Origin of the sequence: Yersinia intermedia, from assembly GCF_900635455.1 — a bacterium.
GTDB lineage: Bacteria > Pseudomonadota > Gammaproteobacteria > Enterobacterales > Enterobacteriaceae > Yersinia > Yersinia intermedia.
Genome location: NZ_LR134116.1, coordinates 4,308,003 through 4,333,480, shown reverse-complemented (window position 1 = coordinate 4,333,480; position 25,478 = coordinate 4,308,003). Strand labels below are relative to the sequence as shown.

Genomic DNA, 25,478 nt, shown 5'->3' with positions numbered 1-25,478 from the left:
GGATTAACCTGTATTAGAGTCTCTCAAATAATCGCAATGCCAATGTGTTTATCATTGTTGCAGTGTGAGCGAGAAGACACTCAGCCAGGCGTACAGCGCACAGCAACCGGAGTGAACTCAACGTTCATGAAGATTGCGCGCACTGCACAACACAGCAGAGTGTGTTCACAGCCACACCAATAACGAAAAAACATCTTTGGGTTGTGAGGTTAAGCGACTAAGCGTACACGGTGGATGCCTAGGCAGTCAGAGGCGATGAAGGGCGTGCTAATCTGCGAAAAGCGTCGGTAAGCTGATATGAAGCGTTACAACCGACGATACCCGAATGGGGAAACCCAGTGCAATTCGTTGCACTATTGCATGGTGAATACATAGCCATGCAAGGCGAACCGGGGGAACTGAAACATCTAAGTACCCCGAGGAAAAGAAATCAACCGAGATTCCCCCAGTAGCGGCGAGCGAACGGGGAAGAGCCCAGAGTCTGAATCAGTTTGTGTGCTAGTGGAAGCGTCTGGAAAGTCGCACGGTACAGGGTGATAGTCCCGTACACAAAAGCACACTTGCTGTGAACTCGATGAGTAGGGCGGGACACGTGACATCCTGTCTGAATATGGGGGGACCATCCTCCAAGGCTAAATACTCCTGACTGACCGATAGTGAACCAGTACCGTGAGGGAAAGGCGAAAAGAACCCCGGCGAGGGGAGTGAAATAGAACCTGAAACCGTGTACGTACAAGCAGTGGGAGCACCTTCGTGGTGTGACTGCGTACCTTTTGTATAATGGGTCAGCGACTTATATTTTGTAGCAAGGTTAACCGAATAGGGGAGCCGTAGGGAAACCGAGTCTTAACTGGGCGTCTAGTTGCAAGGTATAGACCCGAAACCCGGTGATCTAGCCATGGGCAGGTTGAAGGTTGGGTAACACTAACTGGAGGACCGAACCGACTAATGTTGAAAAATTAGCGGATGACTTGTGGCTGGGGGTGAAAGGCCAATCAAACCGGGAGATAGCTGGTTCTCCCCGAAAGCTATTTAGGTAGCGCCTCGTGAACTCATCTTCGGGGGTAGAGCACTGTTTCGGCTAGGGGGCCACCCCGGCTTACCAAACCGATGCAAACTCCGAATACCGAAGAATGTTATCACGGGAGACACACGGCGGGTGCTAACGTCCGTCGTGAAGAGGGAAACAACCCAGACCGCCAGCTAAGGTCCCAAAGTCATGGTTAAGTGGGAAACGATGTGGGAAGGCATAGACAGCCAGGATGTTGGCTTAGAAGCAGCCATCATTTAAAGAAAGCGTAATAGCTCACTGGTCGAGTCGGCCTGCGCGGAAGATGTAACGGGGCTAAACCATGCACCGAAGCTGCGGCAGCGACGCTTAGGCGTTGTTGGGTAGGGGAGCGTTCTGTAAGCCGTTGAAGGTGACCTGTGAGGGTTGCTGGAGGTATCAGAAGTGCGAATGCTGACATAAGTAACGATAATGCGGGTGAAAAGCCCGCACGCCGGAAGACCAAGGGTTCCTGTCCAACGTTAATCGGGGCAGGGTGAGTCGACCCCTAAGGCGAGGCTGAAAAGCGTAGTCGATGGGAAACAGGTTAATATTCCTGTACTTGGTGTTACTGCGAAGGGGGGACGGAGAAGGCTAGGCTAGCCGGGCGACGGTTGTCCCGGTTTAAGCATGTAGGCGGAGTGACTTGGTAAATCCGGTTGCTTATCAACGCTGAGGTGTGATGACGAGCCACTACGGTGGTGAAGTAGTTGATGCCAAGCTTCCAGGAAAAGCCTCTAAGCATCAGGTAACATTAAATCGTACCCCAAACCGACACAGGTGGTCAGGTAGAGAATACTCAGGCGCTTGAGAGAACTCGGGTGAAGGAACTAGGCAAAATGGTGCCGTAACTTCGGGAGAAGGCACGCTGGCATTAGGTAAAGAGACTTGCTCTCGGCGCCGAAGCCAGTCGCAGATACCAGCTGGCTGCAACTGTTTAATAAAAACACAGCACTGTGCAAACACGAAAGTGGACGTATACGGTGTGACGCCTGCCCGGTGCTGGAAGGTTAATTGATGGGGTCAGCCGCAAGGCGAAGCTCTTGATCGAAGCCCCAGTAAACGGCGGCCGTAACTATAACGGTCCTAAGGTAGCGAAATTCCTTGTCGGGTAAGTTCCGACCTGCACGAATGGCGTAATGATGGCCAGGCTGTCTCCACCCGAGACTCAGTGAAATTGAACTCGCTGTGAAGATGCAGTGTACCCGCGGCAAGACGGAAAGACCCCGTGAACCTTTACTATAGCTTGACACTGAACATTGAGCCTTGATGTGTAGGATAGGTGGGAGGCATCGAAGTGTGGACGCCAGTCTGCATGGAGCCAACCTTGAAATACCACCCTTTAATGTTTGATGTTCTAACTCGGCCCCGTGATCCGGGGTGAGGACAGTGTCTGGTGGGTAGTTTGACTGGGGCGGTCTCCTCCCAAAGAGTAACGGAGGAGCACGAAGGTTAGCTAATCACGGTCGGACATCGTGAGGTTAGTGCAAAGGCATAAGCTAGCTTGACTGCGAGAGTGACGGCTCGAGCAGGTACGAAAGTAGGTCTTAGTGATCCGGTGGTTCTGAATGGAAGGGCCATCGCTCAACGGATAAAAGGTACTCCGGGGATAACAGGCTGATACCGCCCAAGAGTTCATATCGACGGCGGTGTTTGGCACCTCGATGTCGGCTCATCACATCCTGGGGCTGAAGTAGGTCCCAAGGGTATGGCTGTTCGCCATTTAAAGTGGTACGCGAGCTGGGTTTAGAACGTCGTGAGACAGTTCGGTCCCTATCTGCCGTGGGCGTTGGAAGATTGAGAGGGGCTGCTCCTAGTACGAGAGGACCGGAGTGGACGAATCACTGGTGTTCGGGTTGTCATGCCAATGGCATTGCCCGGTAGCTAAATTCGGAAGAGATAACCGCTGAAAGCATCTAAGCGGGAAACTTGCCTCGAGATGAGTCTTCCCTGGGGCTTTAAGCCCCCTGAAGGAACGTTAAAGACTATGACGTTGATAGGCTGGGTGTGTAAGTGCAGCGATGTATTGAGCTAACCAGTACTAATGATCCGTGAGGCTTAACCTTACAACACCAAAGGTGTTTTGTGTTTGAGAGAGAATGATATTTTCAGCGAATGTTCCGAGATTGGGCTGGCTGGCTGTGTGAAGAATTGCATAGCGGGTTAGTTTAGACAGAATTTGCCTGGCGGCCTTAGCGCGGTGGTCCCACCTGATCCCATGCCGAACTCAGAAGTGAAACGCCGTAGCGCCGATGGTAGTGTGGGGTCTCCCCATGCGAGAGTAGGACACTGCCAGGCATCAAATAAGCAAAAGAGGCTACCCTAACGGGTGGCCTTTTTTGTTTGTCTGGCATACAGGTTCGGCATTGAGAATGCCCCCGTAGGCCTGAAGGAATGAAACTCATCCTAAGATGTATTGCGCATGCAGTTTGAACATTGAATAACCTTTTCTTTTTGCTTTCTGTCATTTTTATAACCCCCACCACAGAAAATAAACTTTTTTACCTTAAAATCATTCAATCATAAAATTGAAACGATGTTTTGATTGTGAGGTTTGAATGAATGCAGGTCTATTTGTCTGTTCGCTCGCACTGTCAGCGATACTTACTGCCGCAACGGTACAGGCAAGTCCTGTGACGTATCAAAAAGAAGCTATTACTGAAAATAATCTGCCAGTATTTTATCCACAGCTAAAAAAACAGATGACTTATCAAAGTTCATGGCTGGCAGGGAGATACACTGACTTTGCACTGTGGAAGAGCGACACCAGAAAGATTTTCCGACAAGCATTGCTCACCCCTGACTCAACAATTGCATTTTCCGCAGAAAAAATAGATCAGCAGGACCGTGGCCGCTATATTGCTGAAAAAATAGCATTAAACATCACTGATGAAAGCCGTGTCCAAGGCTTGCTATTAACACCGAAAAGCAAAGGCCCTCATCCGGCGATTGTTCTCTTGCATGACCATGGCTCCAAATTTGATATTGGCAAAGAGAAAATGATCCGCCCTTGGGGTGATAGTGCGCAACTTGCCTCAGCGCAGGCTTGGTCGGATAAATTCTTTAGCGGTAAATTCATCGGTGATGAATTGGCAAAACGCGGTTATGTCGTACTTTCTATTGATGCTATTGGCTGGGGTGATAGAGGCCCTATCAGCTATGAGCAGCAACAGGCTTTAGCCAGTAATTTCTTTAATCTTGGCCGTTCATTAGCCGGAACTATGGCTTATGAAGATATACGGACGGTTGATTTTCTGGCGACACTTCCATCAGTTGACCGCCAACGGATTGGTGCTCTCGGATTTTCTATGGGAGCGTACCGTGCCTGGCAGTTAGCGGCATTATCGGATAAGGTCGCGGCTACTGCAGCTATCTCTTGGTTTGGTAACTATCAAGGGTTGATGACCCCAGGCAATAATGTACTTCGTGGACAATCCGCTTTTTACATGCTCCACCCTGGCATTGCCAATAAGTTGGATTTTCCTGATATTGCCAGTTTGGCAGCACCAAAACCGATGCTTCTTTTTAACGGCGGGAAAGATAAATTGTTCCCATCGGATGCTGTCGAGCAGGCTTACAGTAAAGTGCATGCAATCTGGCGGTCACAAAATGCGGAATCACGCTTGCTCACTCGTAGCTGGCCCACACTGGGGCACGTATTTTACCAAGAGCAGCAAGATGTGGTTTTCCCTTGGTTAGACCGCTGGTTGAAGCCATAAAAAAAGGCCCCGAGGGGCCTTTTATCCACCAAATGCTATCAATGAGAGCTGCTTTGAGATGCGCCCAAGCCAGTTTGTGAACGGACAAACTGTGCTTTGAAGCGCAGACGTTCTTGCTTACCCTCTTCTGAATTATCGGTGACAGAGAAGAACCATATCCCGACAAATGCCACTATCATTGAGAATAATGCTGGGTATTCATATGGATAAATTGGTTTTGCATGCCCCAGAATGGTTACCCAGATAGTTGGGCCTAAAATCATCAGGATCACCGCAGTCAGTAACCCCAACCAGCCTCCAATCATTGCACCACGCGTGGTCAGTTTATCCCAATACATTGAAATAAAGATGATTGGGAAGTTACAACTGGCGGCAATGGAGAATGCCAAACCTACCATGAAAGCAATGTTTTGCTTTTCAAACAAAATCCCCAAGCCGATTGCGACAAACCCTAAAATAACCACTGTGATTTTAGAAACTCTCAGTTCATCGCGTTCGTTTGCTTTACCCTTTTTGATGACACTGGCATAAAGGTCATGAGAAACCGCAGATGCACCCGCTAATGTCAGACCTGCTACCACCGCCAGAATAGTTGCGAAAGCAACTGCTGAGATAAAGCCTAAGAAGAAGCTACCCCCCACGGCATTAGCCAGATGCACTGCTGCCATATTATTACCGCCAAGCAATGCCCCCGCGGCATCCTTAAAGGCTGGATTCGGGCCGACCAACAGGATTGCGCCAAAGCCAATAATAAAGGTCAATATGTAGAAGTAGCCGATAAAGCCGGTAGCATAGAACACACTTTTACGGGCTTCTTTGGCGTCACTTACCGTAAAGAAACGCATTAGAATGTGTGGTAAGCCTGCGGTACCGAACATTAGTGCTAATCCGAGCGACAAGGCTGATATCGGGTCAGAGACTAACCCTCCAGGGCTCATGATTGCCAAGCCTTTAGGGTGAACTTTAATCGCTTCACTGAATAAGGTATTGAAGTTAAAGTTAACAGACTTCATAACCATAATGGCCATAAACGAAGCACCGGCCAGCAGTAACACCGCTTTGATGATTTGTACCCATGTGGTGGCCAGCATGCCACCAAACAAGACGTACAGCACCATCAGGATGCCCACCAACACCACGGCTACGTGGTAGTTCAAGCCAAATAACAACTCTATCAGCTTACCGGCACCGACCATTTGAGCTATCAGGTATAAAGCGACTACCACTAACGAACCACAGGCTGATAATGTTCTTATTGGCCTTTGCTTCAAGCGATATGAAGCTACATCAGCAAAGGTATAGCGACCCAGATTACGCAGCCGCTCGGCGATTAAAAACAGAATGATTGGCCAGCCGATTAAAAAGCCGATGGAGTAAATCAGGCCATCATAACCAGAGGTATAAACCAGCGCGGAAATACCGAGGAATGATGCCGCAGACATAAAGTCACCAGCAATTGCCAGACCATTTTGGAAACCGGTTATGCGCCCGCCAGCGGTATAATAATCACCCCGGGAACGGGTACGTTTTGATGCCCAGTAGGTAATATATAATGTCGCGCCAACAAACAGTACGAACATGATGATCGCCTGAATATTGAGCGGCTGGCGATGAACTTCGCCGGTAATTGCTTCTGCCTGTGACAGCGCAGGCAGAGCCAATAAGGAAAGTACGGACCAATGGCGAGTCTTCATTGCTTCACCTCACGAAGAATTTCTGCCGTCAGACGGTCAAACTCGCCATTAGCACGAATAACGTAAATACCTGTAAGAACAAAAGAAATAACGATTAATCCCACACCAACGGGTATGCCGCGAGTAATGCTGGAGCCTGCATATAGCGGGGCTCCGAGCCATTGTGGTTCGAAAGCAATAAGGAAAATGAAACCGACATACAGCGCTAGGGTAATGAGCGACAGTATCCAGGCAAAACGGCCACGCTTTCGCACTAACTCTTTGAAACGCGGGTTATTTTCAATCTCTTGATAAATGCTGTCATTCATCAGAGTCTCTCCTTTGAGGCATTAATTAAGTTTGCCGCCCGTAGGCGGCACAATTTACGACGGTGTTTGCATTGATTGTTTTTCTTCCAGTAATTTGTCCACTACGCCCGGATCGGCCAGTGTTGAGGTATCCCCTAAGTTGCTGGTATCGCCAGCCGCAATTTTGCGCAGAATACGGCGCATGATCTTGCCTGAACGGGTTTTTGGTAGTGAATCAGTCCAGTGCAAGATATCTGGGGTTGCAATTGGACCAATCTCTTTACGCACCCAATTACGCACCTCGGTATACAGCTCTGGTGTTGGCTCTTCGCCATGATTCAGCGTGATGTAGGCATAGATAGCTTGCCCTTTAATGCTGTGGGGTACCCCGACGACAGCCGCTTCGGCAATTTTCGGGTGTGAGACCAACGCAGATTCAATTTCAGCGGTCCCTAAGCGGTGACCTGAAACGTTAAGTACGTCATCGACGCGACCGGTTATCCAGTAGTAGCCATCTTCGTCACGGCGAGCGCCATCACCACTGAAATACATGCCCTTAAAGGTTGAAAAGTAGGTTTGCTCAAAACGGTCATGATCGCCGAACAACGTTCGGGCCTGACCCGGCCAAGAGTCGGTTATCACCAGATTGCCTTCGGCTGCACCTTCTTGCGGATTACCTAAGTTGTCTACTAGCGCAGGTTGTACGCCAAAGAATGGGCGAGTGGCAGAACCGGCTTTTAATTCTGTGGCTCCCGGTAGTGGCGTTATCATGAAACCGCCAGTTTCAGTTTGCCACCAGGTATCAACAATTGGGCATTTACTGTTACCAATTTTGTTGTAATACCATTCCCATGCTTCTGGGTTTATCGGTTCCCCAACTGAACCCATGATGCGCAGGGAGTCGCGTTTTGTCCCTTCGATGGCTTTGTCACCTTCGGCCATTAAGGCACGAATGGCGGTAGGGGCGGTATACAGGATATTAACCTGATGTTTATCGATAACCTGCCCCAAGCGATTGACGCCCGGATAGTTAGGAACACCCTCGAACATTAGAGTAATAGCTCCGCAGGCCAGTGGGCCATACAGCAAATAGCTGTGACCGGTGACCCAACCAACGTCCGCAGTACACCAGTAGATGTCGCCGGGGTGATAATCGAAAACGTATTTAAAGGTTAGTGCGGCATAAACCAGATAGCCGCCGGTGGTATGTAACACCCCTTTTGGTTTGCCAGTGGAGCCGGAGGTATAAAGGATGAACAGTGGGTCTTCGGCATTCATTTCTTCTGGCGGGCAGTCGGCAGAGGCTTCTTTAATCAGGTCATGCCACCACAAATCTCTCCCGTCTTTCCAATAGCTGGCATTGCCAGTACGTTGGAAGACGACAACATTTTTGATACTGGTGATTGCTGGATTTTTTAGAGCATCATCGACATTTTTTTTCAGTGGAATTGCGCGACCAGCACGAATGCCTTCATCGGCAGTAATCACCAGTTTTGAGTTAGAGTCGATAATTCGGCCAGCAACGGCATCAGGTGAGAATCCACCAAAAATAACAGAGTGAACTGCGCCAATACGTGCGCAAGCCAGCATAGCAACAGCGGCTTCTGGCACCATCGGCATATAGATTGCAACCACATCACCTTTCTTGATGCCCAGTTTTTTCAGCACATTAGCAAACTGGCATACATCATGGTGAAGCTGTTTATACGTGACGGTTTTTGACTGGTTAGGATCATCGCCTTCCCAGATTATCGCTGTTTGATCACCACGCTCCGCCAGATGGCGGTCAAGGCAGTTGGCTGCAAGATTCAATGTGCCATCTTCAAACCAGCGGATACTGACATGGCCGGGGTCAAAAGACGTATTTTTAACCGTTGTATATGGTTTTATCCAATCAATAATCTTGCCATGTTCGCCCCAAAACTCATCTGGGTTCTGCACAGACTGTTGATAATATTGATTATATTGTTCAGGGCTTATCAGGGCATGCTCTGCAATTGCAGTTGGAATAGGGTATTTATGTATTTGGCTCATAATAGTTCTCCTTGAGATTGTTAATAATATGTCAATCAAAAGTTAATTATAGTGCGAAGGGCTGTTTTGTTTCTTTTTTGGGCGGCAGATCACGCATAAAAGATGTTGATTTAGAGACTTACTTAATGTGCTGCGTGGTGAATCGATATCTTAATGATAGGAGAGCTGAGCTATGGCCATGCAATAAAGGAAAAGAAATGTGCACATCAGCCCATTTCCAGAGTGAAATGGGCATATTGAAGGACATATATAATCAAAAGTAATAACGCAATGTGACTAATTCAGTTCTGGGGTAGTTGTTAACCAACAAATAAAAATATAATTTACAACTATCGAGAAGTTGTTATTTTTATATCTAATTGCAATTAGAATTAAATATATATTCCAACTGGAAATATAAATATGTAAATAGAAATTTCAATAGCATAAATATGCAACTTACTATTTTCTCTATTTGAGTAACTTACTCGCTATTATCTGAGGAATAATCGACTTTAGTTGTTAAATATCCAAAATAAGCGGAGAATCAAAATAATTAAATTTAACAAAATTAAAACAAATTTCATCAAAAAATAAAACATATCGTGAATTTCTTACGCAATTTTATTTAGCGTATTTTTTATACAACACACCATGGTGTTATTTGTCATTCATGGATTTTATTTTTTCAATAACAAATATTTACTGTGGTTTAATGATTTATTGGGCTAACGTTATGCATCACCGCTATGTGGGCTTAGTGTAAACAAAACTTGCAGAAGAGTGCCCAGAAATGATACTGATTTATAACGTGGCCGGCTGACGGGAGGCTGGACCATACGTTTTATCAACTATAGCCCCGTATTTAATGATTAAGTATTCTATTTGAAATGCTTGGTAACTTGCGTTTTATAGGATGCTTTGAGGAATTTTTAGGGTATGAAAAGTGTAAAAATAGGTCTGGCCTGGCAAATACTCATTGCACTGGTATTAGGTATTTTGGTTGGTGCTGTCTTGCATAACCAAATTGAATCTAGGGAATGGTTAGTTAGTAATGTTTTAAGCCCAGCGGGCGATATCTTCATCCGCTTAATTAAAATGATTGTTGTACCGATAGTTATTTCGACGTTGATCGTGGGTATTGCGGGTGTCGGTGACGCGAAGAAGCTTGGTCGAATTGGCTTGAAAACCATTATCTATTTCGAAGTTATCACCACCGTGGCTATTATTGTTGGGATCACTTTGGCGAATGTGTTCCAACCGGGGCACGGCATTGATATGTCAGCATTGACCGTGGTCGATATCTCTCAATATGAAAAGACCACTGAACAAGTACAAAGTGGTAGCCACAGTCTGGTGAGCACTATCTTGTCGCTCATTCCTCCTAACGTCTTCGCTTCAATGGCGAAAGGCGATATGTTGCCAATTATCTTCTTCTCAGTGTTGTTTGGTTTAGGGCTGTCTTCATTGCCAAAAGAAACCAAAGAACCACTGTTGAATGTGTTTAAAGCCGTTTCTGAAAGCATGTTCAAAGTCACTCATATGATTATGCGTTATGCGCCTATCGGGGTGTTTGGCTTGATCTCGGTAACTGTCGCCAATTTTGGTTTTGCCTCGCTTATTCCATTGGCAAAACTGGTTATTTTGGTTTATGCCGCAATTCTATTTTTTGCGCTGGTCGTGCTGGGAACCGTTGCCAGATTATGTAAATTACGTATCTGGACATTGATTCGAATTTTGAAAGATGAGCTGATTTTGGCTTACTCTACCGCCAGTTCAGAAACTGTATTGCCGCGAATCATCGAGAAAATGGAAGCCTATGGTGCACCTAAATCGATTACCAGCTTTGTGGTTCCGACTGGCTATTCCTTCAACTTAGATGGTTCTACCCTTTATCAGAGTATTGCCGCCATATTTATTGCCCAGCTATACGGCATTGAGCTGTCTATCGGGCAAGAAATTATTCTGGTTCTAACGTTAATGGTGACGTCGAAAGGTATTGCTGGCGTGCCGGGAGTATCTTTTGTTGTCTTGTTAGCAACACTAGGCAGTGTGGGTATTCCGCTGGAAGGTTTAGCGTTTATCGCCGGAGTGGACCGTATACTGGATATGGCCCGAACTGCACTGAACGTGGTAGGCAATGCGTTAGCGGTGCTGGTTATAGCCAAGTGGGAACATCAGTTTGATCATAAAAAAGCCAAGGCATATGAGAAAGCGTTGTTTGCACCAGAACAGACGCCAGTTAACCAAGGGTAATTCTCTTCGTCCTTGATGTTTGGACGTTAATATCTGTGGACCCCCTTATCGGTGAGATACCGATAAGGGGGTTTTTATTTGCGTCTATCATCAATAAAACACCAGGGATATTAATCATTTAGCCCTAAGCGATACGACCAGTGAATAAGCTCAGCGACTTTGTGTACATCCAGTTTTTTCATCATATTCAGGCGATGGGTTTCGACGGTTTTTTGGCTGATGGAAAGGTGCGCTGCGATAATACGGTTACAGGCACCTTCGGTAATAAGTTTTAGGATCTGTCGCTCTCGTGGCGTTAGCACTGGCTGGCGGGCATCAGTACCTTGTGCCAGCTTATTGACCAGAGAACTATTCAGTGCAGGATCAATATAGCGTTTACCTACTGAAACCGTTTGAATAGCTGCCATCAGAATCTGCTGCGGGCTTTTTTTCAAAACATAACCTAGTGCGCCGCTGTTTAATGTTCTGCTGGCATGATGTTCCTCATAGCGGGCCGTTAATGCTAAAATCTTCATGGTTGGCCAGCGGCGAAGCAGTTGGATAATGACATCAAGGCCATCCATACCGGGTAACCCGAGATCTATAATCGCAATATCTGGTTCTGTTTGTCGGCACAAGTTGTATACCTCCAGCCCGTTATCAGCTTGCCCAACAATCTGATAGCGTGGATAAGCTGCCAGCATATTTTTAATGCCATTAATGATTAGTTCATGATCGTCGACAATCAGTAATTTCGTATTCATAAAGTTATTCCCTTTACCTGATGATTGAAATGGTGTCGCGGGGATCCCGCGATTGAAACAGCAAATGGATTATCTCGCCGAGGTGATCGATATCCTGCTGTGTAATGAGTTCATTATTTTCGATGGCTATTTCCAACTGAATCACAGCGTCTTGTAACTCAATAAGGCCCGCTTGCCCGGCACAGCCTTTTAAGGTGTGAAGCTGGTGCGATAACGTGGGGGTATGGGTGAGAGACTCTCTCCCCTGCTGTACTAATAATTGCAATGATTGTGATAGTTTAAGACGCAGTGAGGTGTCAGCCAGATTCAATAGTGGCCTCGGTGTTGATAACTGAGGGGAGAGTGTGACCCCGCGTTCGAGCTGGAATTGTGCAGCCAGATCCAGTACTTCTGCCAGTTGGCTGAAAGTCACCGGTTTAGAGAGATAATGATTCATCCCCGCCTGACTGGCCCTTATCTTTTCCTCAGGATTAGTATTGGCACTTAATGCCGTAATCATGCAGCGATTATCCTGATTATTCACATCATCACGCCAATAGCGGGTTGTTGCCAGCCCATCCATACCCGGCATACGAATATCCATCAGCACCAGATCAAAATGCTGCGTTTGGCCAATACGTAGTGCTATTTCGCCACTCTCCGCCAGAGTCACTTGATGCCCCAATTGGCGCAGCATCATGCCGGTAATATCCCTATTGGTTTCAGCATCATCGACCAATAATATGGACATATGCCAAGGTTGTAGCGGGAGTGTATGGGGTATTTGGGGCTGAGATGATGCGTGTTGATCCTCTCCGTTAAGATGCTTTTTAACTTTGCTATATAAGCGACCAGGCAGGTAGCACAACTCTTTATCGCTAAAGGTTTCCTGCTGCTTGTGTACTGATCCACTACTCACTGATTGGCAGGTAATCCCCCAAGCGGATAATTGATGATGTAATGGCTGTGGCGCATAAATTTCGCCTTTAAATAGTTGTACTGCTGTATTACCACTGAACGGCAGGTTTAATGAGAAGCGGCTACCGTGGTCTGGTAGGCTGAACAGTGTAATATTTCCCCCCATCATTCTTGCCAGATTATCTGCAATAGTCAGCCCCAGTCCCGTTCCTTGCCCGTGCTCATGGGTTTGGATAAAGGGGTGGAATATCTCTTGTTGAAGCTGTAAATCAATGCCACAGCCAGTATCTTCAACAATAAAGCAGAGCTGCTGGCCTTTACGGACTACAGTGAGCTTAATATGGCCGCATTGCGTGAATTTAACGGCATTACCCAATAAGTTAACCAGAATCTGTTGTAAGCGCTGTTTGTCCAGCTCCAGTGCCAGTGGCACATCCGAACTGACATAAGTAGAGAGTGTGATAGCTTTACTCAAGGCCTGGCTATGAATGGTTAACATGGCCTGATCCAATAAGGGCAATAAGGCACTTTTCTCTTGAGACAACGCCATTTGCCCCGACTCAATACGTGAAAAGTCCAAAAGGTTGTTAACTATCGTCAGTAAAGAATGTGAACACTGGCGAGCGGTCTCAGCCAGCCGATATTGCTCGGAGGTTAGTGGGGTATTTTGTAATAACTCAATAGCACCTATAGTTCCATTTAAAGGGGTACGAATTTCATGACTGATGGTGGTCAAATGGACACTCTTACGGCGATTGGCCTGTTCGGCCACCTGCTTTGATTTTGCCAATGCCAGTGTGCGTTCCTTTACTTTCATTTCAAGGGTGTCGTACTGCTCATTCAAGGTGTCTAGCAAGTTGTTGTAAGCACGAGCAATCTGCCCTAACTCATCCATGCGTTTCACCGGCAAACGCGGCTCCATCGCTTGTGGGCCGGTGGCACCAATAATATTGATGAAGTTCCACAGGGGAATGGCCAGGTAATATCGCAGTAATAAAGAGAGCACTAACGTCAGCAGTAGCAAAATAGCCAGTGCGAAGGGAAGTTGATGCAACGCAGGTTTGGCCGCTTCTCAGGCAAAACCGACGCGGGGATAAATAACTAGCTGTTGCCAGCCGGGGCCTTTTAACTGGGTTCTTAATACCAAATAATCAGGAGTTTGTTGCCAACCATTATGTAAATTACGGTCTTTTAGCTGGCGAAGAATCTCATGTAACTGATGTGAAGGTATATTTTGCTGAGATATCGGTAGCAACTCGCCACTTTTATCCAACCATAAATTAATATCTCTCTGTTCAACTGGCTGATTATCCGTCACCAATTCATTTAGTTTTAATGAGAACCCAGCTAATGAACCGGCGTGGTCACATGCGGCAACAGAAACATGCCAGCCCTTTTGTGGGTTATACGTGGGCATCCCCCAGAAAATATTGTCATGGGTAGGAAATATTGGCAGTAAAAGTAATTCTTTACGTCTCTGGCTCAAATAGTTATTTGATACTGCCTGTGGGCGGAATATGGTAATACCTTCTTTTCGTTTAATCGTGAAACTGTCGAGATAATAAGTCTGACCGGAAGTCCCATAGGCCTGAGCGATGCGAAGGTCATGTCTGGATTGGATGGCATTACATATTGCTGAACTAAAAGGAATGTTGTTGCCCGGATCATCATCTGTATGCCTAATGGGCAATCGCCAGGTGGCCTGGTAACTTGTCTGGCGGCTGATCAATGAGGCTGCATCCCGTTCCGCGCCTTCAAATTGGTAATTACTTAAATCTGCGCGTAATGATGCCATATGGGTTAATTCGTTCACTAACCGTTGGCGTGTATCCTCGTATGAGAAGAATGCCATGGCTGCAATTGAAATAAGCCATATGGCCATTAAAGTCATACCCAGTAATAGTGTCAATCGAGTGACGAGTGATGATGAATTTTCCATAAAGTCACCTGACTGTTTTTTTTAGTACGCCACAGTCAAAAATTGATATCAAGAATTACACTGATTTCATTACTGCTCGTTATAGATTCATTTAGTTCTGTAAAATGAGTAAATCAGGTTTTAACCTTATAACGAATATTTAATTACAGAGGATAATTAAATCGTACTGTTGCAGGAGTCACCGCCAATGTTAGACATGTTGAAGAGACAACCATTAGTGAGCGACATTGATCTATCAGATATTAATATTATCCAATTTATATTAAATGGCATTCCTGCCAAAGCGATGGATTATCACCATTCTATTTGTATTGGTGTTTTTTTTATCGAAAGAAAAATGATATCCAATAGTGTTATTCAATATATTACACTTATGCTGGTGGCGCTGGAGAATACGCAGGATTTTGCTTTACAGTTTAACGATGGCAATTGGTGGCTATGGGGCCGATATACGCTTGATAATAGCGAGATTATCGGTAGTGAGAACCAAGAACTATCGATGAAATTAGAACAAATTCATGCCGTTATTCAACATTTAAGTGGCTTGGTCGCCACATTGAATCCATCTCAATCAAACGCCTTAACCAAGCAGAAAAAGCATATCAGCAAGGCTATCCCATGAAAAAACTTGCCGGTTTAATGTTACTGTTTTTCGGATCACTGGCTTATGGGCAAGCTATTCCCTGGCAAGGAGAACCTTTCTTTATTTACAGCCGGGGTATGAGCGTATCTAACCTATTAAAAGATTTAGGGATGAATTATGGCATCCCGGTAGTCATTAGCCCGGAAATAAATGAACACTTTAGTGGGAAGATTCGCGACAAAACACCAGAAACAATCCTGTCTGAGTTAGCCGGGCTATACAATATTACCTGGTACTATGATGGTGAAATACTCTATTTTTATAAAGCTCAAGCCATCCGACGGGAATTTATATCACCAGATGGGTTATCAACGGCGACGTTAATCAAATATCTACAACGTAGTGGTGTACCCGCAGGAAAAAACTGTGCAATAAAGGCGATTTCTCGTCTGGATGCTATTGAGGTCACGGGTGTTCCTATCTGTATTGAACGGGTGACGACATTGAGCAAAATGCTTTCGTCCCAAGCCCGTAAGCAAAACCAAGATAAAGAGACAGTGAAAGTCTTCCAGCTAAAATATGCCTCTGCGGCTGACTCTAATTATCAGTATCGTGATCAGCAAGTTAAATTACCGGGCTTAGTCAGCGTCTTGCGTGAGATGAGTCAGGGCAATAGTCTGCCTTTAGTCGCAGGAAAAGAACCAGATGATGTAAATACCAGCATGCCTCTTTTCTCTGCTGATCCTCGGCAAAATGCCGTTATTATTCGTGATCGTCAGGTCAATATGCCGATCTATCGTAGTTTGATCGCTCAATTGGATCAGCGACCAGTTCAAATAGAAATTTCAGTGACCATTATTGATGTTGATGCCGGAGATATTAGCCAACTCGGTATCGATTGGTCCGCATCCACTTCAATTGGTGGCGCGGGTATCTCGTTTAACAGTAATTCGGGGAAAAATAGTGCTGATGGCTTCTCTACTGTGATTGGTGATACTGGGAACTTTATGGTTCGCTTGAATGCGTTACAAAAGAATTCACGTGCCAGAGTTTTATCACGCCCTTCGGTAGTCACTCTAAACAATATTCAGGCGGTACTGGATAAGAACGTAACATTTTATACCAAGTTGCAAGGCGATAAAGTGGCAAAACTTGAATCGATCACCTCTGGGTCATTATTACGAGTAACACCGAGAATGATTGATGCCGATGGTGTAAAAGAAGTTTTGCTTAATCTTAATATTCAGGATGGTCAACAGCAGGCGGCGATAAGCAGTAGTGAACCGTTGCCTGAAATACAAAATTCGGATATCTCAACGCAAGCCACGTTGCGTGTTGGGCAAAGTTTGTTATTGGGTGGTTTCATTCAGGATAAACAAATTGAGTCGCAAAACAAAATACCGCTACTGGGCGATATTCCTTTATTAGGTGGGTTGTTTCGCAGTACTGATAAGCAATCTCACAGTGTTGTCAGGTTATTTCTGATCAAAGCTGTACCGGTTAACACAGGGGAATAGCATGGCAGTACGGTTTAAACTCCGCCTGTTAAATGGTGAGCTTAGTGGGCGTGAGCTGATGTTACCTGAGGGGGTGTTTACATTAGGGGGTCAGCAGTGCGACGTATTATTGCCCTTACCTCAGGGGCAAATATTAACCCTGAGAATAAGTGATGAGTACATAACCTTGCAGACGTCTGGGGATGTTTGGATTAAGGGGGAACGGCATGATTTACAACAGAAACTCCCTCTCAGACAGGCGATTGAAACTGCGGGATTAATCTTGGTTATTGGCGAGGCAGAGGATATTTTAAGTGATATTCATTATATCCCTCGCGCTCGGCCACGCTTATTACTCTGGTTATCTGTACTGGCATTTATCCTGTTGTTACTGCTATCGGCAGTTATATTCTGGTTGATACAACAGCCAAAAGCGCTACTGGCTTATCTTCCTCCTGATATTCCAACACAACTCTCGGAGCAGTTAAAGCAACCCGCTTTACAGGGGGTAAAAGAAAACTGGTTATCAGATGGCAGTGTTATTTTGAGTGGTCACTGTCGCTCAGCCAACAACAACAACTGATGGATATGTTAACAGCATTGACCCGGCAGCAACCGGGCTTTCTGGCGGTGAAATATCAGAATATCCCCACGTCAGATCAAACCGCTCAGCTTCTTCCTGCTGCAATCGTCAGCTATGGTGGAAATAAACTTTCAGGATTCGTGCAACTAGCTAATGGTTTACGCTTACAGCAAGGGGCGGTACTGGCGAATGGCTATAAAGTTATTTTTATTGGAGAGCAAGGCATATCATTACTAAAATCTAACAATTTAATCCATATACCCATGAACTTTTAAGGATTAGGAGATGAACGAGTGTCGCACATTACTGAACTGGAAGATGCTATTAAATATGACGCCAAAAAAATCCAACAGAAGAATACATTGCTGGAAAATGGGAAGTTATTAATTTCCCAGCAATTGTCTCTACAGCAAACACCGGATAATTATAAAAATCTTAACAATATGATGCTGGCCCTAAGTAGTGCGGAGAAAATAATAGCAACACTGTCAATTCGCTATGGAAATTAAAAAATAATCATCATGCCATTTTATGGAAAAAATGGAATCAATGTAAAAGACAGATGCTTTTTAGTGAGACAAAATAATATTATATATTTATCAGTGGATAAGGAAGTATAATATGAATGATAATGATTCTATCCAGAGTATGTTAGGGGACTTACACAGTCGTTATAGCAAGTTACTGTCTGACCTAGAGAAGTTAAAGGGTTTCCAGCAACAAATTATTTTCCTGAAAGAAAAAGCCAAAAATGATAGTAAAGCAAGGGAGACATTAATTCGCTTGAATGAAGCTTTTCCGAATGGTTTAAATCAAGAAAAAGCACAAATGATGGCATCTATTACAAACATGAAAGTACAGTTTAAACAACTGGAGACGCAGCTTAGAAATATAAGTTCAGGTGAGATAATGTAGTTAAGATCTTCCTGAAACATCATTATTATCTTGAGTAAGGAGTCTTTCTATGGTGGCGAACACTGACGTAAATAAATCAGATAACACATCTTCGTATGTTGATAGACCGTCCAATAATGAATTTGATTTTTCAATTCTGGAAAAAAAACGCAATGGTCTAAACAACATTAATAGCAGTGTTAGTAATAGTCTTGGTGAGCATGCTGATATTTTTAGTATGGGGTTGAGTGCCTTTTATGAATACCTGGACGTACTTGAATCACTTGCCAGAAGTGCCTATGACGCTATGCACACCCGATCAAAATATGCCAATGATATACAGGATAACGCTAATCAGGTTGATTCCGTCATTGCCGAAGCGGCTAAAGGTGACGATAAAACAACCAAGCCGCTACCGGATTCAGTTATCGAGTTTATGCGGGAGCATGGCATCAAAGTGGATAAGATGAGTATTGACGAGTATTTAAAGAAGAATGGACCAGAACTGGATAAAGGACAATTACAGGCAGTAAAAGCGGCATTAGATAATGAAAAGACCCGCGCGTCAGATACCATGACTCAAGAGCAATTACAGTTACAGAAGTTTATGCAAAGTTATAACGTTAATGTTAATAACATCAGTACATTACAGACAGGTTTAAAAGATATATTGACGACGATTGCCCGCAATCTTTGTTAACCAAGTTACGGCCGCAAGGATGATTCGATATGAATATTGAACCTACTGATCAACTTATTAATTTTATGCGGCGCGGCGGTTCTCTGCGTATGTTGGCGAATATGTCGGAGCAAGACTTGGCGTTAATATATGAATATAGCGTGCAACTTTGTCACGGTGGAGAATATGACGGCGCAAAGAAACTGTTAAATATATTAATTCGTTTCGACCATTGGAATTTCGCTTATTGGTTAACATTAGGTTCCTGTTATCAACAAACCGGGGATTTCCATCAGGCGCTTTATTGCTTCAGCCGCGCGGGGCAAATTCAGGTCGATGATCCTCGCCCATCTTGTTTCGCTGGGGAGTGTTATTCCGCTTGTGGCAATGCTATTTATGCTGAAAAAGCATTCCGTGCCGCATTGAACTGGTGCCATGTTCACCCTGAGCAGGCTCAAGTCCAGCAGCAAGCCGAACGGGGACTGGCTGCATTATTACTGGAGGTGAGACATGCCTAATAGTATTGCATTTAAAGCCGACACTCAGACTGATTGGGCACTGGCAGCCGCAGGTAAAAGCACACCTTTGGCACCGGCGAAAATACCAGATTGGTGGGCAATTTCTGGGTTGTCACCCTCGGCGGATATGAATATGACGTCACCCAAGGTGACGCAGCAAAAAGCCCAAGCCGCCTTGGATCGCCTGTTGACCGCCTTACCCCGTTCAGGCTCCACAGCAGGGGACAGTGGCCGGCTTTCCCTTGACCAACTGGGCAGCACAGATATGCAGCTCATCCTTTCGATGGCTGGCAACCTGAGCCTGGTTTTTTTTTTCTGATTCCTGTAAGTCAATCCGCCAGCAGATGGAGCGAGCAACGGATGTGCAGACTTTTTTACGCGATAAACGGGTTAACGAGTATCAGCAGCAGATTGATAAAGCAGTTCAGCAAGCGGATAAAGCTCACAAAGCCGGTATTTTCAATATGGTGTTTGATTGGGCCATCGGCTTAGCTGAGATAGTTTACGGCGCGATTAAGGTCTCTGCCGGGGTGTTAACTGGGGATCCAGTGGCAATGGCTTCCGGGGCCGCATATTTGGCAGCGGGGACTGCCGGTTTGGTTAAAGCCGCCGCTGAAACGGCGATGCTGGCTGGAGCCTCAAAAGAGAAATGTCAGGAAATTATTGATGTTGCAGGTAAAGTTCAACTCGGCTGTGAATGTTTTGCTATGGCAATCGACCTGTTTCAAGCCGCCCGCGCGATTAATGCCGCTCGAGCGGTGACTAAAGGGGCAGGCGATGTGCTAAAAGCGGGCGGTGCTGATGCGCTGACCGAAGCGATGAAGAATCTCAGTCACCAAGAAGTGCAACAGTTAACTGAACAGTTCGCCAGGAATGCCTGTAAGCAGATAACTGAAACGGAAATGACCTTGATGCGCAATATCACCAACTCTTTTACCCACGCTGGCGTTGAAAAACTGGTGGGGGATGTGACGAAAGATTTGGTTCAAAGCGCGATTAAGAAAGGCACTACACTCACTGCGGAACAATTTACTCGCCAATGTACCAAGGAAATCATGAAGGAGATGGTTAAGCAAATAATAAAAGATATCAGCCTCTCACCACTACAGATAATGCAAAAAGTTACTCAAGGGTTAGTGCAGGTTAATAGTGGCCAGTTGGCGATTCAAAACGGAGGGTTGCAAAAAGAAATTGAAAAATTGATGCTTGTTCAGGACTTCACGCAGTTTATGGATGAATGGGTTGAACGGAATAAACAGCACCAACGTAAGCAACTCAAAGATATCTCTCAGAGTGCACAAGATACATTGGAGAAATTAAGCGATAACATCCATCAAAGCGGCATGCTACAAACGAGAGTGGCAGGTTCACTAATATAATGAGGTTATAATGAATATACCTATCAGTCAGGACATAAAAGTAAACGACAAAGCTCTCCAGACTGTCGATGATGGCGGGAAATTAGATAATAGTATTGGCAATATCATCAGTGATATTGCCGATATTATTTCCCAAATGTATGCATTATTTAAAAAAATGCGTGATTTACTGAGTGCTTATGGTGGGAAACAATTCGAGCTTCTATTTAATATCAAAGCTGCTGCCATGAAAAATCAGCGTGAAGCGATCGATAAAACAGCTTCAGCGGCCATCGCCAGCGGAGTTTGCTCCATTCTGTCCGGTGTGGTTAACGCCGCTGGTGCCGGAGCTGGCGACCGGTTGGGCGGTATTGGCGGGCATATTAGTAGTGTTACCGGGCAATTCATTACCGGTAGTGGGAAACTGGCCGAGGGTGATATAGCCCGTCGTGCGGAAATCTTACGCATGGAGAGCAATCTGCAAAGTTTTAGCTCTGATAGTTACTCAAAAAATATCAATGAAATACAGGATAAAGTAGGAGAGGCAAGACAAGGATTCAAGGACTTTAGCAATACCTTGACTAACGTCATAAACCAGATTTCCATGGCTGTGAAACTATGATATATGAAATTTAACTCTCAACACATTGAGCAATACTTACTCAGCAAAGGCTGTGTGATTCAGTCAGCCTTTTTCGAAAATAGCACCATCAAATTAGGGAGTGAGTTTTTATTTGATGAATATCGGGTGATCTACCGTATTGAACAGCGTGAATTAATTATTTGTTCTTTGGAAATTTCCACTGAAAAAAACACACCGGGTAATTTTTTGGCATTATTTAATTTCCTTCACAAGCTAGGTAAAGAGATTGCCGATATATTGATAGTCAGAATGCTGGTTATTGATAATATCGCTAATCAGCCTTTGCGGTTGATGCGCAGTAGACTTATTCGAGTATTAATAGCCAAAGGTGCATTCAGTAAAGATATCGATGGTAATGATTGGCTACTATTTGATGTCAGTACGGGTAAATAAAACGAAGGAGGTCCAATGGACGATTTTTCTGCCGATGATTTCCAGTCCCTGTGTGTAAAGATAAATAGTGTATTGAAAGAACAGAATACTATTCAGCACCCAATGAGTGATTTTAAGCAGCAAGCTGATCCACAGGAAGTAGCAACCCGCTATACGCGGGGTTATCAGGCCTGGCTGGCAAATGATTATACTGCTGCCAGCAGCGATTTTTCTTGGCTTACACTCTGTTGCCCCTCTGAGCCACGATTCCATCTGGCTTTGGCCGCCGCGATGCAAATGCAGCAAGAGTATGCTCTGGCGTTGAGTGCTTATGCCGCCGCACTATTACTGGATGCAAATGATCCTGAACCGGTATATCAAATGGCGGTTTGTTTACGCGCGTTGGATAAAGGGGCTGATGCCAGAGAAGCATTACAAACCGCCATTGAAATGAGTTATCTGAACCCTGAGTATGCGTCTACAGCAACGAAAGCCAATCGATTATTGAATGAAATATAAATGAAATAATACGAGTGTTATGACCAATATTTAAAAGGGGATAGCGATGGGTGGCATAGAAAATATTGAATCTGCTCATAAATCATATGAGCCGAGTGCTGTAGTTAAATCGAATATCGAGGGGAGACCCTCTATTAGTACCCCTGAAGCATTAGCAAATGACTTTCTGAACAAAACTGTTCCGAATGCTGAGTGCAAAATAAATAAAATTCTCGATACTCAAGAAGATATTGGTAGTAAAGATAACGATATCAGAGTTAAGTTAGCCAAAAAACAGTTTTTCATCAATGTGATTGAGTTGACGGTTTCTCTGACTTCATTTGTTGTCAGTGTTGGCATGAGTATTTGCAGTGGCGGGGCGGCGACCCCGGTTGCCATAATTACCGGGGTAAACTTAATGTTATCACTGTCTAACCTGGCATGCGCCTACCATAACTGGAATTGTGCCAGTAAAAATAAAGATGGGTTAACCATGGGCAGTGATGCTATTCAGCAAGCTGCCTTTATGCTCGCCAAACATTGTGGTGCTCAATTAGCTGATTGCAAAAAAATAGCGCGTTATACATCGTTCTTTATTCGTGTAGGTATTGTGGCCTCTTTAGCGGGTATCGGGCTATTTACGCATCCGGTCGTTACCAATAGTCTATGTTTACTTGCCAAAAACTATAATTCAATAGTTGGTTCTATGGTCAGTGTTATTACTGCAGGTGCCTTGGGTGTTTGGATCAGTAATGACGGTGATCAGCGAAAAGAAACCAAGATTGCTTTAAGGAATAATGAGAATCAAGTAGAGACAATAATAGAAAGAATTAATGGCAAGCTGGAAACATATGAAGATCTAGGTTTAATCAAGGATGGGGTACGAACAAATTTAGCTTAGGGTGAATGCCGGATAGTCTCTTTAGTGTTATTTGTTAACCTTGTATAAGGTTAATTACTCTCTAAGGGATATGATGAAATCAATACAGTTTATTTTATTTCGGCAAGAGGGAACATTACGCAGCAACGGAGAGTGTTATACGGTACCTGCGGGGAATTTGGTTGTTACCCACGAGTTGGCTACGGTATCTTCTTTCTCGCAGAGTACTTTTATTTCAATATTGTGTCATTCGATAGATCTTTTACCTATATATCAAAGCTTAGCCAGTAAAATGGTGCAGTCTAATAAATTTCGCTTGCCTCATAAGGTATCTGATCGCTACAAAATATTGCCAGCTAATAAAGATATTATCCACGCAACTGAACAGTTAATTGATATTGAGCGCTCAGCATCATTACGCTTTCTTTACCTGTATTGTTTAGGCCTGGATTCAGTTTATTTCTCCAGGTTGTTGGAATCAATTGTGGGTACCAATAATGAGTTGCTGGAGTTTTTTGAAAAAAATCGCCTTAATCCCTGGACGGTATCGCGCTATGCCGATGAATTAGGTATTTCGACCCGTAAATTGAATTTTCTGTTTTACGAAAAATTCGGCATGTCTGCGAAGCAGTGGTTACTGGATCAACGTTTGAAAAAAGGTTGTGAATTGTTGTTATCTACACGGTTGCGCGTGGCAGATATCGCCATGGAATGTGGTTTTAGCAATCACGCACATTTCTCTGATAGCTTCCGTCGCCGTTTCCAGCAGTGCCCATCGCATATGCGGTCACTTATGGAATAGGGAGGGTTGATGGATATAAACGCATTAATGAACGAAATGACGAATAGCATTAATAAGATAAGTCAGGACTTTCAAAACCAGATGGCTACCGGTAATCCCTCTGACCCAGAGCATATGCTCAAGATGCAATTTGCCATGCAGCAGTATTCGTCTTACATCAACTTTAGCAGTGCGCTGATGAAGAATATTAAAGATATGACCAGTGGGATTATTGCCAAAATATGATCTTACTTTCAGCACAATGCCGCCAGTTGGTGGTTGAAGCCGCCTTGGCGGGGGTGAATCACAGCCTACAGGCAGAAGCCAAAAATATCCTTAATGTGTTACCCCAACTGATACCTGACCCTCAGGTACGTTTGGTCTGCGAGGCAATGCTGCTATTCGGACTTAATGACAGAGTGGCAGCGCTGGCGTTACTGGCAACATCCGCATCTGAAGATGCGCAGGCCATGTTGGCGTTGCTACAACAAGGAATTTCTGCTGCTGACTCAGCGTCATTGGCGTTGCCGCTAACAACGCGGCAGCCTCTGGTACTAAAGGCATAGCCTCGCAACGGTATAAAATTGCTTATCAACAAGGAAATCATCAGATGGAAATTGATGCTATTCAGGCTGCTTCAATGTTGAATACCCCCCTTCAGCCAGCGGCCGGTGAGCCGCAACAAATCGCCAAATTTACGCAGTTAATGCAACAGGTTGAACCTGACACGGCAATGATGTCGCCGTCCCAATTATTGGGTGTTCAGTCGCAATGGATGCATGCCACATTAGCAGTGGATTTAACGGCTAAAGTGGCCGGTGTTCTTGGGCAGAACATCAATAAACTGGTCAATATGCAATGAAACGCCTGCGGCGTGCGATAGCGCTCTTGCTGGTGGTGGTCTCCCTTTCAGGCTGTGGTATGGAGCTATACAGCGGGCTTTCTGAGGGGGAGGCCAACCAGATGCTGGCGTTGCTGATGTTGCACCAAATTAAAGCCGAAAAGCAGTCTGAGAAAGGCGGAACGGTTGGGCTGAGTGTCGATAAAAGTCAGTTTATTAATGCAGTGGAATTGCTACGACAAAATGGTTTTCCGCGCCAGAAATTTACGACCGTGGATACGTTGTTTCCGTCGAACCAGCTCGTGACATCACCTGGGCAAGAGCAGGCCAAGATGGTCTATTTGAAAGAACAGCAGCTGGAAAGCATGTTGAGCCATATGGATGGTGTGATTCATGCCGATGTGACCATTGCTATGCCAGCACCGACCGACGGGAAAAGCAGTGTTCCCCACGCCGCCTCAGTGTTTATCAAGTATTCCCCCGAGGTCAATTTACAAAGCTATCAACCACAAATTAAAAATCTGATCCGCGATGGTATCCCCGGTATCGATTACTCACAGATTAGTGTGGTGATGCAGCCAGCCAATTATCGGTTTATCGCCGCTGAGCCACACGAGCACGCTGAGGCACAACTGAGCCTGCAATGGCTATTACGCCACGCCGGTGCGGTACAGATAGCGTTAGGGTTACTGTTAGTGCTGCTGGCTGGGTTGTCAATGGCGTGCTTATTACGCTATTTGCGCCGATAAATTGCGA

Annotated in this window: 21 protein-coding genes, 2 rRNA genes and 3 pseudogenes; 21 read left to right on the top strand and 5 right to left on the bottom strand. The window is 45.0% G+C overall.

The features are described from left to right. Positions 1-207 precede the first annotated feature (207 nt). The 3 genes from EL015_RS19790 to EL015_RS19780 all read left to right on the top strand — a co-directional run bounded on the left by EL015_RS19790 (position 208) and on the right by EL015_RS19780 (position 4,767). Positions 208-3,114: ribosomal RNA gene (locus EL015_RS19790) — 23S ribosomal RNA — on the top strand. Positions 3,115-3,230: 116 nt separating this feature from the next. After that, positions 3,231-3,346 (top strand): 5S ribosomal RNA (gene rrf, locus EL015_RS19785). Between the two features lie 260 nt (positions 3,347-3,606). Beyond that, positions 3,607-4,767 (top strand): dienelactone hydrolase family protein, encoded by a 1,161-nt coding sequence (locus tag EL015_RS19780; RefSeq protein ID WP_005187185.1) that lies wholly within the window; start codon positions 3,607-3,609, stop codon positions 4,765-4,767. A 38-nt stretch (positions 4,768-4,805) separates the two neighbouring features. Here the strand turns inward: EL015_RS19780 and actP are convergent, their stop codons facing one another. From actP to acs, 3 genes are read right to left on the bottom strand one after another with little or no spacing between them, the layout of a single operon-like run. Next, positions 4,806-6,461 carry a cation/acetate symporter ActP gene (gene actP, locus EL015_RS19775; protein WP_032906797.1) on the bottom strand — a complete coding sequence of 552 codons (1,656 nt, stop codon included), beginning with the start codon at positions 6,459-6,461 and terminating at the stop codon, positions 4,806-4,808. Continuing rightward, entirely contained in the window at positions 6,458-6,769 is a 312-nt protein-coding gene (locus EL015_RS19770; protein WP_005187192.1) for a DUF485 domain-containing protein, read from the bottom strand. Before EL015_RS19770 ends, actP begins: the two co-directional genes overlap by 4 nt. Before the next feature lie 54 nt (positions 6,770-6,823). Further along, positions 6,824-8,782, bottom strand: a complete 1,959-nt coding sequence (gene acs / locus EL015_RS19765) for an acetate--CoA ligase (RefSeq protein WP_005187195.1) — start codon at positions 8,780-8,782, stop codon at positions 6,824-6,826. Between the two features lie 918 nt (positions 8,783-9,700). Between acs and gltP the strand changes: the two genes are divergently transcribed. Then, complete coding sequence (gene gltP, locus EL015_RS19760) at positions 9,701-11,017, top strand: glutamate/aspartate:proton symporter GltP (RefSeq protein WP_005187197.1); 1,317 nt, start codon at positions 9,701-9,703, stop codon at positions 11,015-11,017. A 110-nt stretch (positions 11,018-11,127) separates the two neighbouring features. Here the strand turns inward: gltP and EL015_RS19755 are convergent, their stop codons facing one another. After that, positions 11,128-11,760, bottom strand: coding sequence for a two component system response regulator (locus EL015_RS19755; protein ID WP_005187199.1), 633 nt, complete (start codon positions 11,758-11,760; stop codon positions 11,128-11,130). A 13-nt stretch (positions 11,761-11,773) separates the two neighbouring features. Continuing rightward, positions 11,774-14,596 (bottom strand): annotated as a pseudogene (locus tag EL015_RS19750) (two component system sensor kinase). Between the two features lie 187 nt (positions 14,597-14,783). Between EL015_RS19750 and EL015_RS19745 the strand changes: the two are divergent. The 17 genes and pseudogenes from EL015_RS19745 to ssaJ all read left to right on the top strand — a co-directional run bounded on the left by EL015_RS19745 (position 14,784) and on the right by ssaJ (position 25,471). Continuing rightward, positions 14,784-15,218: a hypothetical protein gene (locus tag EL015_RS19745; protein ID WP_032906798.1), complete on the top strand. Its 435-nt coding sequence runs from the start codon at positions 14,784-14,786 to the stop codon at positions 15,216-15,218. Continuing rightward, complete coding sequence (locus EL015_RS19740; RefSeq protein WP_032906799.1) at positions 15,215-16,696, top strand: EscC/YscC/HrcC family type III secretion system outer membrane ring protein; 1,482 nt, start codon at positions 15,215-15,217, stop codon at positions 16,694-16,696. Before EL015_RS19745 ends, EL015_RS19740 begins: the two co-directional genes overlap by 4 nt. A 1-nt stretch (position 16,697) precedes the next feature. Then, a pseudogene (sctD, locus tag EL015_RS19735) lies at positions 16,698-17,533 on the top strand (type III secretion system inner membrane ring subunit SctD). Between the two features lie 18 nt (positions 17,534-17,551). Then, positions 17,552-17,767, top strand: coding sequence for an EscE/YscE/SsaE family type III secretion system needle protein co-chaperone (locus tag EL015_RS19730; RefSeq protein ID WP_005187213.1), 216 nt, complete (start codon positions 17,552-17,554; stop codon positions 17,765-17,767). Positions 17,768-17,879: 112 nt separating this feature from the next. Continuing rightward, on the top strand, positions 17,880-18,173 hold the full coding sequence (locus EL015_RS19725; protein WP_005187215.1) for a hypothetical protein: 294 nt from the start codon (positions 17,880-17,882) through the stop codon (positions 18,171-18,173). A 49-nt stretch (positions 18,174-18,222) separates the two neighbouring features. Continuing rightward, a complete protein-coding gene (gene sseB, locus EL015_RS19720) occupies positions 18,223-18,852 on the top strand; it encodes a type III secretion system translocon protein SseB (protein ID WP_005187216.1) in 630 nt (209 codons plus the stop codon). Between the two features lie 29 nt (positions 18,853-18,881). Then, positions 18,882-19,349, top strand: a complete 468-nt coding sequence (locus EL015_RS19715) for a SycD/LcrH family type III secretion system chaperone (protein ID WP_005187217.1) — start codon at positions 18,882-18,884, stop codon at positions 19,347-19,349. After that, positions 19,342-20,728 (top strand): annotated as a pseudogene (gene sctE / locus EL015_RS19710) (type III secretion system translocon subunit SseC family protein). Before EL015_RS19715 ends, sctE begins: the two are co-directional and overlap by 8 nt. 10 nt (positions 20,729-20,738) lie before the next feature. Continuing rightward, the gene (gene sseD / locus EL015_RS19705; RefSeq protein ID WP_005187220.1) at positions 20,739-21,329 is read left to right on the top strand and encodes a type III secretion system translocon protein SseD; all 591 of its coding nucleotides are present in this window, start codon (positions 20,739-20,741) and stop codon (positions 21,327-21,329) included. A gap of 3 nt (positions 21,330-21,332) precedes the next feature. Next, the gene (gene sseE / locus EL015_RS19700) at positions 21,333-21,743 is read left to right on the top strand and encodes a type III secretion system effector protein SseE (protein ID WP_005187221.1); all 411 of its coding nucleotides are present in this window, start codon (positions 21,333-21,335) and stop codon (positions 21,741-21,743) included. A 15-nt stretch (positions 21,744-21,758) separates the two neighbouring features. Then, complete coding sequence (locus EL015_RS19695) at positions 21,759-22,241, top strand: tetratricopeptide repeat protein (protein WP_005187222.1); 483 nt, start codon at positions 21,759-21,761, stop codon at positions 22,239-22,241. A gap of 46 nt (positions 22,242-22,287) precedes the next feature. Further along, positions 22,288-23,121 (top strand): hypothetical protein, encoded by an 834-nt coding sequence (locus EL015_RS19690; RefSeq protein WP_005187223.1) that lies wholly within the window; start codon positions 22,288-22,290, stop codon positions 23,119-23,121. A 73-nt stretch (positions 23,122-23,194) separates the two neighbouring features. Beyond that, entirely contained in the window at positions 23,195-23,902 is a 708-nt protein-coding gene (locus tag EL015_RS22125; RefSeq protein ID WP_032906801.1) for a helix-turn-helix domain-containing protein, read from the top strand. 9 nt (positions 23,903-23,911) lie between these two features. After that, positions 23,912-24,127, top strand: coding sequence for a type III secretion system needle filament subunit SctF (gene sctF / locus EL015_RS19680; RefSeq protein WP_005187227.1), 216 nt, complete (start codon positions 23,912-23,914; stop codon positions 24,125-24,127). Continuing rightward, on the top strand, positions 24,124-24,447 hold the full coding sequence (locus tag EL015_RS19675) for an EscG/YscG/SsaH family type III secretion system needle protein co-chaperone (protein ID WP_050088960.1): 324 nt from the start codon (positions 24,124-24,126) through the stop codon (positions 24,445-24,447). Before sctF ends, EL015_RS19675 begins: the two co-directional genes overlap by 4 nt. 44 nt (positions 24,448-24,491) lie before the next feature. Next, complete coding sequence (sctI, locus tag EL015_RS19670) at positions 24,492-24,743, top strand: type III secretion system inner rod subunit SctI (protein WP_005187233.1); 252 nt, start codon at positions 24,492-24,494, stop codon at positions 24,741-24,743. Then, positions 24,740-25,471 (top strand): EscJ/YscJ/HrcJ family type III secretion inner membrane ring protein SsaJ, encoded by a 732-nt coding sequence (gene ssaJ / locus EL015_RS19665; protein ID WP_032906802.1) that lies wholly within the window; start codon positions 24,740-24,742, stop codon positions 25,469-25,471. Before sctI ends, ssaJ begins: the two co-directional genes overlap by 4 nt. The last annotated feature ends 7 nt before the right edge of the window (positions 25,472-25,478 follow it).